A 17,082-nucleotide genomic window follows, 5' to 3' on the forward strand; every position below is an offset into this window, starting at 1 on the left:
CTCACTTGCGGCAGTCTGGACAGCATGAAGAAGCTCACTGCACTGGCTGTGCTGCTGGTCCTGGCCTTGGCTGCGTGGTGGTTCGGCGGCCCGTACATGGCCGTGCATGGCCTGTCCAAGGCCATCGAAGAACGCGACACGGCGCGACTGGAACGCTATGTCGATTTCCCTCGCGTGCGCAGCAGCCTGCGCGCCCAGCTCAACGACTATCTGGTACGCCAGGCCGGCCCGGATGTAGCGGCCAGCCCGTTCGGCGCCCTGCTCTACGGCCTCGGCGACCAGCTCGGCGGTGCAGCGGTGGAGACCATGGTGACCCCGACCGGGATCGGCGCAATGCTGCAGGGCCACGTGCTGTGGAAGCGCGGCCGCAATGAACTGCAGGGCGGTGATGCCTTCGGCGCGACCGAGCCGGCACGGCCATTGAAGAACGCCGAGCATCACTTCGAAGCGCTGGACCGCTTCGTGATCGACGTCGATCGCGGCCCCGACCAGCCGCCGATGAAAGTGGTGCTGGAACCGCAAGGCATGTGCTGGAAGGTGGTGGATCTGCGGTTGGGGATGTCGGCCACCCCGTGACGGGTCATGCCCTTCGACGGTGCTGCTTTCGGTAGGTGCCCACCTTGGTGGGCATGGACCCAGGATGGCGCCAACCAAGGTTGGCGACTACCGCGGTACAGCGCTCTGGTAGATGCCCAGCTTGGTGGGCGCCGATGCATGGCTGTGCCAACCAACGGTTGGCACCCACCCGGCATGGTCTCACCCCTCGTTGGCGACACCGTGCGGTACGTGGCCGGCGGCCACGTGTTCGCGCGCACTGTCGATGTTGTGCTGCGAATCATCGAAGAAGATGTCGGCACCGAACGCCTGCAGGAAGGGCCCCTTGTGGCGGCCGCCGAGGAACAGCGCTTCGTCGAGGCGCACTCCCCACTCGCGCAGGGTGCGGATTACGCGCTCATGCGCCGGTGCCGAGCGTGCGGTCACCAGCGCAGTGCGGATCGGCGCGCTCTCGCCGGCCGGGAACACTTCCTGCAGCGTATGCAGGGCCGACAGGAAACCGCGGAACGGGCCGCCGCTGAGGGGTTCGCGGGCCCGTTCACGCTCGTGCCGGCCAAACGCCTCCACGCCCTGCTCGCGTGAGATGCGCTCGCTCTCGTCACCGAAGATCACCGCGTCACCGTCGAAGGCGATGCGCAACTGGCCGGCCGGGCGACCGGTATCGATCTGGTCGGCCGCCGCGGCGGCGGTTTCGCCGGGCGGCTTGGGCAGGATGGTCGCCGCGGCGATGCCGTGGCGCAGCGCGCTGCGCACCGATTCCGGGTTCGCCGACAGGAACAGGTCGGTGCCGAACGGCTTCACGTACGGCCAGGTCGGCTCGCCGGCGGTGAACGTTGCACGGATGATGCCCAGGCCGTAGTGCTGGATCGAATTGAAGATGCGCAGGCCGGTATCGGCCGAGTTGCGCGACAGCAGGATCACCTCGACGCGAGGATTCTCCGGGCTGGCCCCCTGGTTCAAAGCCAGCAGCTTGCGTACCACCGGAAACGCCACGCCGGGGCCGAGGATATCGTCCTCGTGCTGGCGCTGGAATTCGGCATAGGCCGCCACGCCATCGCTCTCGAACAGCGCGTGGCTTTCCTCGAGGTCGAACAGCGCGCGCGAGGTCACCGCGACGGTCAGCAAACGGGGGGAGTTGTCGCCCATCGGTGGGGGTCCTTCAAGCGGTCGGCACGGCCGGCTGCCCATTGTCCTCAAAAAACGAACTGTTCGCTCAGGATCCGGTCTTCCAGGTTGTGCTCCGGGTCGAACAGCAGGGTCACGCGGCGGTCCTTCGACTCACGGATGGTCACCTCGACCACGTCGCGGGTCTCGTGCGAATCGGCAGTCACGCTGACCGGGCGCTTGTACGGATCGAGCACGCGGAAGCGCACTTCGGTATCGGCCTTCAGGATCGCGCCGCGCCAGCGCCGCGGCCGGTACGGGGCCAACGGCGTCAGCGCGATGGTGTGCGAGCCCAGCGGCAGCACCGGACCATGCGCGGAATAGTTGTAGGCGGTACTGCCGGCCGGGGTGGCCACCAGCACGCCGTCGCCGATCAGTTCGGCCACGCGCTCCTGGCCGTTGAGGTCGATGCCAATATGCGCGGCCTGCCGGGTCTGGCGCAGGAGCGAAACGTCGTTGTAGGCCAGCGAGCCGGTACTGGTGCCGGACTCGGTCAGCGCCACCATTTCCAGCGGGCGCAGGTTGGCCGGTTCTGCGCGTGCGATGCGGGCCTGCACGTCGTCGTCTCCACGGTACTGGTTCATCAGGAAGCCGACCGTGCCCAGCTTCATGCCGAACACCGGCTTGCCCAGGTGCCCATGCCGATGCAGGGTCTGCAGCATGAAGCCGTCGCCCCCCAGCGGGCACAGCACGTCGGCCTGCTCCGGCGCGTGATCGCCATAACGCGAGATCATCGCCGCGCGGGCCATCTGCGCGGGCTCGGCGGTGCTGGCCAGGAAAGCGATGCGGGGGGTGTCGCTCATCGGTGGATCCGGGGGGAAGGCATGAGGAAGAGCATAACCGAGCGCCGGGGGTTGGACCCCGCTGGGCGGATGACCGGCCCGTCCGCCGGGACACGCCGTAAACCCATCCATGGGGGCTCGGTCGCGCCATCCATGGCGCTCACGGTCCCGGCGGACGGGCCGGTCATCCACCTGGCAGGTTCACGGCCGGCGTCGGGTCAGATGGTCGCAAAGGTCAAGGGCAGAAACAAAACGGCCCCGCTTTCGCGGGGCCGTTCCGGTTCACGCATGCCAGGCATGGCCTGGCACTACTTCACTTACGCGCCGTGTGCCGCCAGCTGGCCCAGGCGCTGCACCGCGACCGAAACGGTCGGGTAGTCCAGGGTCTTCTGCTCGGCCAGTTCGGCCAGCATCGCCAGGGTGAAGCGCAGGCTGTTGTCGTCGCGGCCCATCCAGGCTGCGACCTTGGCCTCCGCGCTGCTGCCCTTGGTGCCCAGCACCTGGCCGGCCAGGTTGCGGTGGTTGGCGGCCAGCTCGTCACGCAGCACGCCACGTGCCACGGCGTGCCAACGACCGTTGACCTCCAGCGCATCGACCTGCTCGAACAGCCACGGCAGCTGCAGGGCATCGCCCAGGCGGAAGTGGACCTTGGACACGTCCACCGGCTTCAGCTTGCGGGTGCGGGCCAGTTCGATGATGTCGAACGCCGGCTCCAGGAAGTGCAGTTCGGCCAGCTGCTGCGCCAGCGCGGACGGCAGGCCCTTTTCCTTCCACTCGGCCACCAGGGCTTCGTAGGTCGGACGCTGCGAATCCGGCAGCACACCCGAGGCAACGCGGATGTCGTTGAACGGACCCTGGTAGCGGTTGACCGCTTCAGTGATGCCCGGCATCGCGCCCGGGCGCGACAGCAGCCAACGCACGAACGAACGCTGCAGCTTCCAGATCACTTCCAGTGCGTCGATCTGCACCGACTCCGGCACCTTGCCGTCGAGTGCATCGATCTGCGCCCACAGCGCGCGCGCATCCAGCGTTTCGCGGCTGATGGTGTAGGCCTTGGCGACCTCGGCGATGGAACGGCCGGTGTCTTCCTGCATGCGCATCAGGAAGGTGGCGCCCATGCGGTTGATGGTCTGGTTGGTCACGGCCGTGGCGATGATTTCGCGCTTCAGGCGGTGACGCTCCATCGCGTCGGCGTACTTCTTCTGCAGCGGGGTCGGGAAGTAACGCTGCAGTTCCTTGGACAGGTACGGATCTTCCGGGATGTCCGATTCCAGTAGCTGGGCGAACGCCACCAGCTTCGAGTAGGACAGCAGCACCGACAGTTCCGGGCGGGTCAGGCCCTGGCCGCGTGCCTTGCGCTGGGACAGCTCGGCGTCGGACGGCAGGAACTCGATCTGGCGATCCAGCAGGCCCTGCTGTTCCAGGGTACGGATGAAGTGCTGCTTGGAACCCAGGCGCTTGACCGCCATCCGCTCCATCAGGCTCAGCGCCTGGTTCTGGCGGTAGTTGTCATTGAGCACCAGCTCGGCGACTTCATCGGTCATCGAGGCCAGCAGCTTGTTGCGCTGCTCGACGGTCAGCTTCTTGGCCCGCACCACATCGTTGAGCAGGATCTTGATGTTGACTTCGTGGTCGGAGGTGTCCACACCGGCCGAGTTGTCGATGAAGTCGGTGTTGAGCAGCACGCCGGCCTGGGCGGCTTCGATGCGGCCCAGCTGGGTCAGGCCCAGGTTGCCGCCCTCGCCCACCACCTTGCAGCGCAGCTCGCCACCGTTCACGCGCAGGGCGTTGTTGGCGCGGTCGCCGACATCGCTGTGCTGCTCGCTGGCAGCCTTCACGTAGGTACCGATGCCGCCGTTCCACAGCAGGTCGACCGGTGCCTTCAGGATCGCGCTCATCAGATCGTTCGGCGACAGCGCCTTGACGTTGTCATCCAGGCCCAGCGCTTCACGCACCTGCGGGGTGATCTCGATCGACTTCAGGCTGCGCGGGTACACGCCGCCGCCCTTGCTGATCAGCTTGGCGTCGTAGTCCGCCCAGCTCGAACGCGGCACGGTAAACAGGCGCTCACGTTCGACGAACGTGGTGGCCGCATCCGGGTTCGGGTCCAGGAAGATGTGGCGGTGGTCGAAGGCAGCGACCAGGCGGATGTGGCGCGACAGCAGCATGCCGTTGCCGAACACGTCGCCGGACATGTCGCCGACGCCGACCGCAGTGAAGTCCTGGGTCTGGCTGTCACGGCCCAGAGCACGGAAGTGGCGCTTGACCGATTCCCACGCACCGCGTGCGGTGATGCCCATGCCCTTGTGGTCATAGCCAACCGAACCACCGGAGGCGAACGCATCGCCCATCCAGAAGCCGTGCGCGATGGCCAGGCCGTTGGCGATGTCGGAGAAGGTCGCGGTGCCCTTGTCGGCGGCCACCACCAGGTACGGATCGTCCATGTCGTGGCGCACGACATCCACCGGCGGCACGATCTTGTTGTTGACGATGTTGTCGGTGATGTCCAGCAGGCCCTGGATGAACAGCTTGTAGCAGGCCACGCCGTTGGCGAAGATCGCGTCGCGGTCGCCGTTCACCGGCGGGGTCTTGGCGAAGAAGCCGCCCTTCGCGCCGACCGGCACGATCACGGTGTTCTTGACCATCTGTGCCTTGACCAGGCCCAGCACTTCGGTACGGAAGTCTTCGCGACGGTCCGACCAGCGCAGGCCGCCACGGGCGACCGCGCCGAAGCGCAGGTGGGTACCTTCCACGCGCGGGCCGTAGACGAAGATCTCGCGGTACGGGCGCGGCTTCGGCAGGTCCGGCACCAGCGCCGAATCAAACTTGAAGCTGATGACATGGCCGTGCTGGCCGTTGGCATCGGTCTGGTAGTAGCTGGTGCGCAGGGTCGCGTCGATCACGCCCATGAACGAGCGCAGGATGCGGTCCTCGTCCAGGCTGGACACACGGTCCATCAGCTTCAGCAGCGCATCGCGCGCGGCCTGCATCTGCGCGTCGCGGTCACCCTTGCGGGCGTCGACCACGGTCTTGAGCACCTTCAGGGTGGCGTCGTCGCCAGCAGCCAGCACATCGAAGTGGGCCTTCAGCTGGGCCTGGCCGGCGGCGATGTCATCCTTGCTCTCGTGGCCGGTAGCCGGATCGAAGCGCGCTTCGAACAGCTCGACCAGCAGTCGGGCCAGCAGCGGGTAGCGCGCGAAGGTGCCTTCCACGTAGGCCTGCGAGAACGGCACGCCGGTCTGCAGCAGGTACTTGCAGTAGCCACGCAGCATGGCGACCTGGCGCCAGTGCAGGCCGGCAGCCAGCACCAGGCGGTTGAAGCCGTCGTTCTCGGCATCGCCGTGCCAGACGCGGGCAAAGGTCTCGCCGAAGGCTTCATCGACGCTGGCGGCATCGATCGCGCCGGCGGTCGATTCGACCTCGAAGTCCTGCACGTACACCGGGGCGTTGTCGACCGACAGGCGGTACGGACGCTCGGCGATCACGCGCAGGCCCATGTTTTCCATCATCGGCAGCGCGTCCGACAGCGGGATGTCGTCCAGCTGGCGATACAGCTTCAGGCGCAGGCCATCACCGCTTTCGCGCGGCACGGCCTGCAGGCTCAGGCGCAGGTCGTCCGGGCCGGTCAGGGCATCAAGCTGGCTGACATCGTTGGCTGCAACCGCGGTGCTGTTGTCTTCGATGTAGCCGGCCGGCAGCGCCTTGCCGATACGCGCGGCGATGCGCAGGCCTTCGGTCTCGCCGTGGCGGGCCACCAGCGCTTCGCGCAGGTCGTCCTGCCAGTTGCGCAGCACCTGGGCCAGCTTCTGCTCCAGTTCGGCGGTATCAACGTCGAGCATTTCACCCGGCTTCGGGCGCACGATCAGGTGCACCTGGGCCAGCGGCGATTCGCCCAGCACCACCGAGCTGTCGACGTACTCACCGTGCAGCGCGTCCTTCAGCATCGCCTCGATGCGCAGGCGCACGTCGGTGTTGAAGCGCTCGCGCGGCAGGTAGACCAGCGCGGAAATGAAACGGCTGTACTTGTCGCGGCGCAGGAACAGGCGGCTGCGCACGCGTTCCTGCAGGCCCAGCACGCCCATCGCGGTGCGGAACAGTTCGTCCTCGCTGGACTGGAACAGTTCTTCGCGCGGCAGGGTTTCCAAGATGTGGCGCAGGGCCTTGCCACTGTGGCTGGCCGGGGCCAGGCCGGACTGCTTCATCACGTGCTCGTGGCGCTGGCGCACCAGCGGGATCTCCCATGGGCGGCGGTTGTAGGCGCTGGAGGTGAACAGGCCGAGGAAGCGCTGCTCGCCGATGATCTTGCCCTTGGCGTCGAATTCCAGCACGCCGATGTAGTCCATGTAGCCGGCGCGGTGCACGCGCGAACGGGCATTGGTCTTGGTCAGGATCAGCGCGTCCTTCAGGCCGGACGTGGCGTTCAGGCCCTGCGCGGCCAGGGTCTTGACCGGGCGGGCCGCGGACTTGTCCTTGCCGCGCATCAGGCCCAGGCCGGTGTCGTTCAGCGGCGCCAGTACGTCTTCCTTGCCCTGCTTCTCGACGCGGTACTCGCGGTAGCCGAAGAAGGTGAAGTGGTTGTCGGCGGCCCAGCGCAGGAACTCCTGTGCTTCCTTGCGCGATGCATCGTCGACCGGCAGCTGGCGCTTGCCCAGGTCGTCGGCCAGTGCCAGTGCCTTGTCCTTCATCGGCTGCCAGTCGCGCACGATCGCGCGTACTTCGTCCAGCGCCTTGTTGATGGCCTGTTCGATGGCGGCCATGGCTTCGGCCGGCTGGCGGTCGATCTCCAGCAGCATCACCGACTCGGCATCACCCTCGCCGACCTTGACCAGCTTGCCGGCCTTGTCGCGGGTGAAGCGCAGCACCGGGTGGCCCAGCACGTGGACGCCCACGCCCTGCTCGGCCAGCGACATGGTGACCGTATCGACGAGGAACGGCATGTCATCGTTGACGATCTGCAGCACGGTGTGCGGCGATTCCCAACCGTTGGCCTTCGCGGTCGGATTGAACACGCGGACGTTGGCCTTGCCGGCCTTGCGGGCACGCGCGAATTCCAGCGTCTCAGCCGCGAGAGCGGCCCACTCTTCAGCGCTGTGGTGCGGGAACTCGTCCGATTCCATGCGCTTGTAGAAGTCAGTGGCAAAGGCCACTGCTTCGGCCTGTGCGGCCGCGGGGTAGCGCTTGCGCAAGGCCGTGTACACCGGCTCCAGGGAGAAACCAGCGGTCACTGCGACCTCCGACTCTGCTGGTTTCGTCTTGTTCTTCACGGTCTTGGCTGCGGTTTTTTGCGGTTTCATGGCAGAGCGATGCGCTTGCTCAGTTGGGAAAATGAAATTGTAGCCCTACCGCGCGAAAAGGCCTTGCTGCAGGACGGAATAAGCAGATTCGGGTTTGCTGCGGTTCAAACGCCTATTCAGTTCGCACCGGTATGGTGCTGGCGCCTGTTTCAGCACTGCCGACAGGATCGGCAAAACGTGTTACGGGAAGACACACGCGGCGACGCCGATGCGATTCCACAATCCTGAACTGGACGGTATAGTCCACCGCGTGAACCCGGCCTACCTCCCCGTTGCCCTCGATGCACGCGATGAGCGTGTGTTCGACGCCGTACGCGAACTGCTGGCCCAGCAGGGCATGCAGATGAGCATGGAGGCGGTGGCCCAGCACGCCGGCTGCTCCAAGCAGACCCTGTACTCGCGCTACGGCAGCAAGCAGGAACTGCTGCGCCGGGTGATGCAGCGCCACGTCGGCCACGCTACCGGCGCCATGGTTCGTGCACTCCGCACTGACGACCTGCGTGCCAGCCTGCTCCAGTTCGCCACCGACTTCCTGGAGCACTTCAACCAACCGCACGTGGGCCAGGCTTGCCGGCTGATCGCCGCCGACGCGGCCCAGTTTCCCGAAGAGGCGCGTACGCTGTACCGGCACGGAGCCGGCGCACTGACGCTTCATCTTGCTGAATGGATTGAAACCGTTTGCATGCGTGGCCAGCTCCGGCATGACGACCCGCACTTCATGGCCGAACTGCTGCTGAGCATGATTGCCGGTCAGGATTTCGACAAACAGCGTTTCCATACCCCCCATCGTGATGACGCGCGGCTGCGTCGGCGCTGGGCAGAGTTCTCCGTCGACAGCTTCCTGCGCGCCTTCGCGCCTCAGCCGTCGCCGGCCCCGTCTTCAAACCAACCCCGGAGTTCCTCCTGATGACCGCCCCACTCCGCACCCTTGCCTTGACGTGCGCCGTTGCTGTCGCGCTGGCTGCCTGCAAGAAGCCGGAACAGCAGACGCCCCCGCCGCCGGAGGTGGGCGTGATCGACGCCAAGCCGCAGACCCTGCCGCTGCAGCGCGAGCTGGTCGGTCGCCTGTCGCCGTTCCGCAGCGCCGACGTGCGTGCGCGCGTGCCGGGCGTGCTGCTCAAGCGCGTCTACCAGGAAGGCTCGCAGGTCAAGCAGGGCCAGCCCCTGTTCCTGATCGACCCGGCGCCGCTGCGTGCCTCGCTCAACGCCTCCGAAGCACAGCTGGCCTCGGCCCGCGCGACCTACGCCAACGCCAAGGTGGCCGCCGACCGTGCACGTTCGCTGGCGCCGCAGCAGTTCGTCTCCAAGTCCGACCTGGACAACGCTGAATCGGCCGAGCGTACCGCGCTGGCGGCGGTCAAGCAGGCCGAAGCAGCGGTGACTTCCTCGCGCATCAGCCTGGGCTACACCGAAGTAACCGCACCGATCAGCGGCGTGGCCAACAAGCAGCAGGTCACCGAAGGCGCGCTGGTCGGCCAGGGCGATGTGACCCTGCTGACCACCGTCGACCAGCTCGACCCGCTGTACGTGAACTTCTCGCTGAGCGTGGACGAGCTGACCCAGCTGCGCGCGCAACAGGCCAAGGGCGCGCTGGCGCTGTCGGGCGACGGCAAGGCCACGGTGAACGTCAAGCTGGCCGATGGCAGCACCTACAGCGAGCCGGGCACCCTGGACTTCTCCTCGACCACGGTCGACCCGGCCACCGGTGCGGTGTCGTTGCGTGCGTTGCTGCCGAACCCGCAGCAGATCCTGCTGCCGGGCGCCTTCGTCAGCTTCCAGGCCAACCTGGGCGAACGCAACAATGCCTTCCTGGTACCGCAGCAGGCCCTGCTGCGCGACACCACGGGCGGCTACGTGATGGTGGTCGGCGCCGACGGCAAGGTCGCGCGCAAGAACGTGAAGACCGATGGCGCGCAGAACGGCAACTGGCTGGTCAGCGACGGCCTGGCCGCCGGCGACAAGGTGATCGTGGCCGGCGTGCAGAAGGTCAAGGAAGGTGCACCGGCGGTGGCCAAGCCGTGGACCCCGGGGCAGGACGCCAACGGCAAGCCGGCCGCAGGCGGCGCCGCTCCGGCGGGCACCGCACCGGCTGCTGGCAAGGCACCGGCCGACGCGGCCAAGCCCGAGCAGGCCGATGCGGCCAAGCCGGCCGCCACCGATTCGAACAAGCAGTAACGGGAACCTTCCGTCATGCCTAAATTTTTCATCGAACATCCAGTCTTCGCCTGGGTGGTGGCGATCCTGATCTCGCTCAGCGGCGTGATCGCGATCCTCAACCTGGGCGTGGAGTCCTATCCCAACATCGCCCCACCGCAGGTCACCGTCTCGGCCACCTACCCGGGCGCCAGTGCCGACACCACGGAAAAATCGGTCACCCAGGTGATCGAGCAGCAGCTGACCGGTATCGATCACCTGCTGTACTTCAGCTCTTCCTCGTCGTCCAACGGCCGTGCGCAGATCACCCTGACCTTCGAGACGGGTACCGATCCGGACATCGCCCAGGTGCAGGTGCAGAACAAGGTCTCGCTGGCCACGCCACGACTGCCTTCGGAAGTGACCCAGCAGGGCGTGGTGGTGGCCAAGGCCAACGCCGGCTTCCTGATGGTGGTGGCGCTGCAGTCCGATACCCCGACCATCAACCGTGATGCGCTGAACGACATCGTTGGTTCGCGCGTGCTCGACCAGGTCTCGCGTATCCCCGGCGTCGGCAGCACCCAGCAGTTCGGTTCCGAGTACGCGATGAACATCTGGCTGAACCCGGAAAAGATGCAGGGTTATGGCCTGTCGGCCAGCCAGGTGCTGGCTGCGGTGCGCGCGCAGAACGTGCAGTTCGCCGCCGGTGCGCTTGGCTCGGATCCGTCGCCGGAAGGCCAGCACTTCACCGCCACGGTCTCGGCCGAAGGCCGCTTCAGTTCGCCGCAGGAGTTCGAGAACATCATCCTGCGCGCCAACGCTGACGGCTCGCGGGTGCTGTTGAAGGACATCGCCCGCGTTGCCTTCGGTGCCAACAACTACGGTTTCGACACCCAGTACAACGGCAAGCCGACCGGTGCCTTCGCCATCCAGCTGCTGCCGGGCGCCAACGCCCTGAACGTGGCCGAGGCGGTGCGCGCCAAGATGGACGAGCTGCAGCCCAGCTTCCCGTCCGGGGTGACCTGGTTCTCGCCGTACGACAGCACCACCTTCGTCAAGATCTCGATCCAGGAAGTGGTCAAGACGCTGTTTGAAGCAGTGTTCCTGGTGTTCCTGGTGATGCTGATCTTCCTGCAGAACTTCCGCGCCACGCTGATCCCGACCCTGGTCATCCCGGTGGCGCTGCTCGGTACCTTCCTGGGCATGTGGATGATCGGCTTCACGATCAACCAGCTGACCCTGTTCGCGATGGTGCTGGCAATCGGCATCGTGGTCGATGACGCGATCGTGGTGATCGAGAACGTCGAACGCATCATGACCGAGGAAGGCCTGGCGCCGAAGCCGGCCACGCAGAAGGCGATGACCCAGATCACCGGCGCGGTGGTGGCGATCACCGTCGTGCTGGCTGCGGTGTTCATCCCGTCCGCCCTGCAGGGCGGCGCCGCCGGTGAGATCTACAAGCAGTTCGCCCTGACCATCGCCATTTCGATGGCGTTCTCGGCGTTCCTGGCGCTGGGCTTCACCCCGGCGCTGTGCGCGACCTTCCTGAAGCCGACGCACAACGACAATCCGAACATCGTCTACCGCACCTTCAACAAGTACTACGACAAGATCAGCCACACCTATGTCGGCCACATCACCTCGGCGGTGCGCCATGCGCCGCGCTGGATGATCCTGTTCGTGGTGCTCACCGCACTGTGCGGCTTCCTGTTCACCCGCATGCCGGGCAGCTTCCTGCCGGAAGAAGACCAGGGCTATGCGCTGGCGATCGTGCAGCTGCCGCCGGGCTCGACCAAGGGCCAGACCAACGAAGTGTTCGCGCAGATGCGTGGCATCCTGGAAAAGCAGGATGGCTATGAAGGCATGCTGCAGGTGGCCGGCTTCAGCTTCGTCGGTTCCGGCGAGAACGTCGGCATGGGCTTCATCCGCCTGAAGCCGTGGGAGGAACGCAAGTTCACCGCGCCCGAGTTCATCCAGAACATGAACGGCGCGTTCTACGGCATCAAGGAAGCGCAGATCTTCGTGGTCAACCTACCCACCGTGCAGGGCCTTGGCCAGTTCGGCGGCTTCGACATGTGGCTGCAGGACCGCAGCGGTGCCGGTTACGAGCAGCTGACGCAGGCCCGCAACATCCTGCTCGGCCAGGCCGCGCAGAAGCCGGACCACCTGGTCGGCGTGCGCCCGAACGGCCTGGAAAACGCGCCGCAGCTGCAGCTGCATGTAGACCGCGTGCAGGCGCAGTCGATGGGCATGTCGGTGTCGGACGTGTACAGCACCATCCAGCTGATGCTGGCCCCGGTGTACGTCAACGACTTCTTCTACGAAGGCCGCATCAAGCGCGTGACCATGCAGGCCGATGGTCCGTACCGCACCGGCCAGGAGTCGCTGAAGAGCTTCTACAGCCCGTCCAGCCTGACCAAGAACGCCGATGGCACCAATTCGATGATCCCGCTGAACACGGTGGTCAAGTCCGAGTGGGTGTCGGCACCGCCGTCGCTGAGCCGCTACAACGGCTACTCGGCGATCAACATCGTCGGCTCGCAGGCCCCGGGTACCAGCTCGGGCGAGGCGATGCAGACCATGGAGAGCATCGTCAACGACGACCTGCCGGCCGGCTTCGGCTACGACTGGTCGGGCATGTCCTACCAGGAAATCCTGGCTGGCAACGCGGCGACGCTGCTGCTGGTGCTGTCGATCGTAGTGGTGTTCCTGTGCCTGGCCGCGCTGTATGAGAGCTGGTCGATCCCGGTGGCGGTGCTGCTGGTGGTGCCGCTGGGTGTGCTCGGTGCCCTCGGCCTGTCGATGCTGCGCGGCCTGCCCAACGATCTGTTCTTCAAGATCGGCCTGATCACCGTGATCGGCCTGGCGGCGAAGAACGCGATCCTGATCGTGGAGTTCGCGGTGGAGCAGCGCGCCGCCGGCAAGAACCTGCGCGATGCCACCATCGAAGCGGCCCGCCTGCGTTTCCGCCCGATCCTGATGACCTCGTTCGCGTTCATCATGGGCGTGATCCCGATGGCGATCTCCACCGGCGCGGGCGCCAATTCCCGCCACGCCATCGGTACCGGCGTGATCGGCGGCATGCTGTTCGCCACCCTGCTCGGCCTGTTGATGATCCCGGTGTTCTTCGTGGTCGTGCGCCGCATGCTGGGCGACAAGCTGGATGAACCGTCCAAGGAGTTCATGGAACGCCAGCGCGACGCGGATGCAGCACACCGTCCGGATCGTTGATCCAGCGGTGAACTGAAACGAGAAAGGCCCCGGTGCGATCCGGGGCCTTTTTTGTTGCCGCTTCTGGACCCATGCCGCCCCAGGTCGGCATCTACCGGAGCGACGCATACCCGGTAGTCGCCAACCTTGGTGGGCGCTGTCCGGGCAGCGTCTCAGCGCAACACTGCAATCACCACGCATGCCGCCACAATCGCCAGCGCAGGCCATTGCATCGGCAGGAAGAAGAAGTGATGCGGAGCATGCTGCCCAGGTGCACGCGGCTTTCGATTGAGCACGAAACCCAGCACCGTGTTGATTGCCGAGCCAAGGCCGAACGCCAGCAGGACCTGGCTGAGTGAAGTATTGCCGCGACCCACCGCTGGATCCGGGAACAGGATGAGGATGAGCAGCACGGCAGCGATCGGTGTGAGCAGGGTCAGCAGCCCTGCGCCTCGATAGATGAGCATGTGGTGGCGTCCATGAACGGTGGAGCATTCTGCGACCAAGGAGCGGGAATGCCAATGGATCGTTGGCATGTCGCCTGCCCGGAGACCGGTCGCATACGGCCTGTACTGAAAAGTCCCTTCCACTGCTGCGCCGACAACGAGGCGCTCAAGGCGTCTACCGGTTTCGCATAAGGCCCCCGCTTTGGATTCCTGGGCGCGCAGAAGTGCGGCACGCCCGGATCGTTGCTATCCAGATGCCTCCACGGCAATCGATCCGATGCCGCCCAGGAGACAGTTCATGGAAAGAGCACCACTACGACGCTTCAGCCGCCCCGCCCTTCTGCTTGGCGCGCTCTTCGCGGCCAGCAGCGTCCAGGACGCACATGCGGCAGGCGTCCTCGTCTGCGACAACTGTCGCGATCCACGCGCACTGGCGCTTTACTCGGGCACGGGGCCCACCATCGTCGTCGACTTCCAGCAGCGCCGGCTCCATGGCTTCGATGTGGAATACGATCGCGAGCTGCGTCGGTATCGCGCCACCAGGGCGCAGATTCCCGAGCCAATCAACGCATCCTTCAATCGGATCATGGGGATGCTCGACAACAACGTGCCAACCGTACAGTTCGCGCCGCGGCAGTGGGCCGGAAGAGGAGTCCAGTACGAGGTTCATCCTGATGACCCGCAATACGCCAACGGCATAGGCTTCCCGGAAGAGCACAAGAACCTCAACGCCTACGATGTCGTGCAGATGGCAACCGAGCGATTCAGGCTGGAGAGCGCCATGGGCAAGGCATTCACAGGCGCCACGACATCGTCGAGGGCTTGGAACAGCATGGCGACATTCCTGTCCTCGATCGGCCTGAGCTTCGTCAGCAAGGCCCTCGGAATCGACGGTGCAATCTACAGGATCACCTGGCGCGATGGCTCGAAGACTACGCTGGCCATCGTCTCTTCGTCAGTGGACACCGCCAGATACGTGCAAGGCCAGAGCAAGGACGCCAATGGCAACATGATTCCCGACGGCGCGGCAACCAGCCCCGGCCTGGCCCAACACTTCGCCGGCACCTACAACTTCAACAGCCGGGACGATCTGGATCGATGGATCGACTCCGGTCGCCTCTATGGGGTGAACATGTTCCCCGGTGCTCCACCTGAGTCGCTGCAGATCGTCTGTGAATGGAACGGAACGGATATCGTTTGCCGATTGCCACGTTGATCGCACAAAGGAAACGGGGCGGCAATCGCCGCCCCGTCGCGTCCATCAGCGCAACCCGGTCTCGTTGCGCGCGATCACCAGGCGCTGGATCTCCGAGGTGCCCTCGTAGATCTCGGTGATCTTGGCATCACGGAAGTAACGCTCCAGCGGCATCTCCTTCGAGTACCCCATGCCGCCGTGGATCTGCACCGCCTGGTGCGTGATCCACATCGCTGCTTCCGAAGCGGTCAGTTTGGCCACCGCTGCTTCGGTGCTGAAACGCTTGCCCTGACCCTTCACCCACGCGGCACGCAGGGTCAGCAGCAGCGCTGCGTCCAGCTTGCACTTCATGTCGGCGATCTTGGCCTGGGTCATCTGGAAGGTGCCGATGGCCGCGCCGAAGGCCTTGCGCTCCTTCACGTATTCCAGGGTCGCCTCATAGGCGGCGCGGGCGATGCCGATGGCCTGCGAGGCGATGCCGATGCGGCCAGCATCGAGCACGCTCATGGCGATCTTGAAGCCCTCGCCTTCCTGGCCCAGCACGTCTTCGGCCTGCGCCACGTAATCGCTGAACTCGATCTCGCAGGTGGCCGAAGCGCGGATGCCCAGCTTCGGCTCGGTCTTGCCGCGACCGAAGCCCGCCTTGTCGGTATCGATGAGGAAGGCGGTGATGCCGCGCGCGCCCTTGTCCGGCTCGCTCATCGCGAACAGCACGATGTACCTGGCCACCGGGCCGGAGGTGATCCAGCTCTTCTTGCCGTTGATGACGAAGGTGCCGTCGGCCTGCTTCACCGCGCGGCAGCGCATGGCGGTGGCATCGGAGCCGGACTGCGGCTCGGTCAGCGCGAACGCGCCAATGGCCTCGCCCTCGGCGATGGCACGCACGTAGGTCTGCTTCTGCTGCTCGGTACCGTGGGTGAGGATGCCGTTGCAGAACAGCGAGTTGTTGACCGACATGATGGTCGAATGGGCTGCGTCGGCGGCGGCGACCTCCACCATCGCCAGCACGTACGCAACCGGGTCCATGCCCGCGCCACCGTATTCGGTCGGCACTTCGATGCCCATCAGGCCGTTCTCGCCCAGCAGGCGGATGTTGTCGAGCGGGAACTCGCCGGTACGGTCATGGTGCTCCGCGCTCGGGGCGATCTTCTCCTGCGCGATGCGCCGCGCAACGTCCTGCAGCATCAACTGCTCTTCGGTAAAGCTGAAATCCACAACACCCTCCCGGGTACATGAAGTTATGGGCTACATACGGCGCGCCCAGGTGCCCCGATTGTACCGGGGCCCGGCTGTTTCCGTACGCTGGCGACTTGACCGCGACGGGCCCTTTCAGCGAATATATCTCTATATCGCGATAGGTAGATATTTATGGATCTTGAAGACTGGTCGACCCGCCTGAAGGTGTTCGCCGATGCGACCCGCGTGCGCCTGCTGGCGCTGCTGGAGCAGGAGGAACTGACCGTGGCCGAACTGTCGGCGATCACCCGGCTGGCACAGCCACGCGTGTCCACCCACCTGGCGCGCCTGAAGGAAGCCGGCCTGGTCCGCGACCGCCGTGCGGGCGTATCGGCCTATTACCGCTTCGACGAGGCCCAGCTGGACCCGGCGCAGCGTGCATTGTGGCATGCCTTGAGCAACGGAAGCGATGACCCGCTGCTGCGCCAGGACGCTGAACGCGTCGCTGCCGTGCTGGCCCATCGCGCCTCCGACCAGAACTGGGCCGACAGCGTGGCCGGCGACATGGAACGCCACTACTCCCCGGGGCGCACCTGGGAAGCCCTCGCCCGCACCGCGCTGCCGCTGCTGGAGACCGGCGACGTGCTGGACATCGCCTCTGGTGACGGCGTGCTGGCCGAACTGGTGGCCCCGCATGCCAAGCGCTACATCTGCATCGACACCAGCGCGCGCGTGGTCGCCGCCGCCAGCGAGCGCCTACGCCGTCTGCCCAACGTGGAAGTGCGCGAGGGCGACATGCATGCGCTGCCCTTCAAGGACAACAGTTTCGATCTGGTAGTGCTGATGCACGCGCTGACCTACGCCAGCAAGCCGGCGCAGGCGGTGACCGAAGGCGCGCGCGTGCTGCGCCCCGGTGGCCGCCTGCTGCTGTGCAGCCTCGCCCGCCACGAGCACAAGGCAGCAGTGGAGGCTTACGGCCACGTCAACCTCGGTTTCAGTGACAAGGAACTGCGCAGGTTCGTCGACAAGGCCGGCCTGCAGGTGTCCAGCCTGGAGACGGTTACCCGCGAAAAGCGTCCGCCGCACTTTGAAGTGATTTCACTGATCGCCCACAAGCCCTGAGCCGA

General features: G+C 65.8%; 11 protein-coding genes. 6 read left to right on the forward strand and 5 right to left on the reverse strand.

The window, feature by feature from the left end; genetic code table 11:
* Window positions 1-24 precede the first annotated feature (24 nt).
* Entirely contained in the window at window positions 25-576 is a 552-nt protein-coding gene (locus tag AC5P5X_RS05425) for a DUF2939 domain-containing protein (RefSeq protein ID WP_043034705.1), read from the forward strand.
* A gap of 180 nt (window positions 577-756) precedes the next feature.
* On the opposite strand, the gene AC5P5X_RS05430 is transcribed toward AC5P5X_RS05425, so the two are convergent.
* From AC5P5X_RS05430 to AC5P5X_RS05440, 3 genes are all read right to left on the reverse strand, one after another.
* The gene (locus AC5P5X_RS05430) at window positions 757-1,701 is read right to left on the reverse strand and encodes a 5'-nucleotidase (protein ID WP_005410242.1); all 945 of its coding nucleotides are present in this window, start codon (window positions 1,699-1,701) and stop codon (window positions 757-759) included.
* Between the two features lie 47 nt (window positions 1,702-1,748).
* Entirely contained in the window at window positions 1,749-2,522 is a 774-nt protein-coding gene (locus AC5P5X_RS05435; protein WP_005410243.1) for an NAD kinase, read from the reverse strand.
* A gap of 296 nt (window positions 2,523-2,818) precedes the next feature.
* Window positions 2,819-7,795, reverse strand: a complete 4,977-nt coding sequence (locus AC5P5X_RS05440; protein WP_111189474.1) for an NAD-glutamate dehydrogenase — start codon at window positions 7,793-7,795, stop codon at window positions 2,819-2,821.
* Between the two features lie 250 nt (window positions 7,796-8,045).
* Between AC5P5X_RS05440 and AC5P5X_RS05445 the strand changes: the two genes are divergently transcribed.
* The 3 genes from AC5P5X_RS05445 to AC5P5X_RS05455 are packed head-to-tail and all read left to right on the forward strand — an operon-like array spanning window position 8,046 to window position 13,159.
* A complete protein-coding gene (locus tag AC5P5X_RS05445) occupies window positions 8,046-8,702 on the forward strand; it encodes a TetR/AcrR family transcriptional regulator (protein WP_005410245.1) in 657 nt (218 codons plus the stop codon).
* A complete protein-coding gene (locus AC5P5X_RS05450; protein WP_111117869.1) occupies window positions 8,702-9,970 on the forward strand; it encodes an efflux RND transporter periplasmic adaptor subunit in 1,269 nt (422 codons plus the stop codon). The genes AC5P5X_RS05445 and AC5P5X_RS05450 overlap by 1 nt, the downstream gene beginning before the upstream one ends.
* Window positions 9,971-9,985: 15 nt before the next feature.
* Window positions 9,986-13,159: a multidrug efflux RND transporter permease subunit gene (locus AC5P5X_RS05455; protein WP_099481432.1), complete on the forward strand. Its 3,174-nt coding sequence runs from the start codon at window positions 9,986-9,988 to the stop codon at window positions 13,157-13,159.
* 152 nt (window positions 13,160-13,311) lie between these two features.
* Here AC5P5X_RS05455 and AC5P5X_RS05460 read toward each other — a convergent pair whose 3' ends face one another.
* On the reverse strand, window positions 13,312-13,674 hold the full coding sequence (locus AC5P5X_RS05460; protein WP_224119239.1) for a hypothetical protein: 363 nt from the start codon (window positions 13,672-13,674) through the stop codon (window positions 13,312-13,314).
* Window positions 13,675-13,882: 208 nt separating this feature from the next.
* Between AC5P5X_RS05460 and AC5P5X_RS05465 the strand changes: the two genes are divergently transcribed.
* Window positions 13,883-14,800 (forward strand): hypothetical protein, encoded by a 918-nt coding sequence (locus tag AC5P5X_RS05465; RefSeq protein WP_005413923.1) that lies wholly within the window; start codon window positions 13,883-13,885, stop codon window positions 14,798-14,800.
* Window positions 14,801-14,845: 45 nt separating this feature from the next.
* On the opposite strand, the gene AC5P5X_RS05470 is transcribed toward AC5P5X_RS05465, so the two are convergent.
* Window positions 14,846-15,994, reverse strand: a complete 1,149-nt coding sequence (locus tag AC5P5X_RS05470) for an acyl-CoA dehydrogenase family protein (RefSeq protein ID WP_043034707.1) — start codon at window positions 15,992-15,994, stop codon at window positions 14,846-14,848.
* A gap of 153 nt (window positions 15,995-16,147) precedes the next feature.
* Between AC5P5X_RS05470 and AC5P5X_RS05475 the strand changes: the two genes are divergently transcribed.
* On the forward strand, window positions 16,148-17,077 hold the full coding sequence (locus tag AC5P5X_RS05475; protein ID WP_005410251.1) for an ArsR/SmtB family transcription factor: 930 nt from the start codon (window positions 16,148-16,150) through the stop codon (window positions 17,075-17,077).
* Window positions 17,078-17,082 lie beyond the last annotated feature (5 nt).

The organism is Stenotrophomonas sp. YJH_SMC_91, assembly GCF_059368495.1.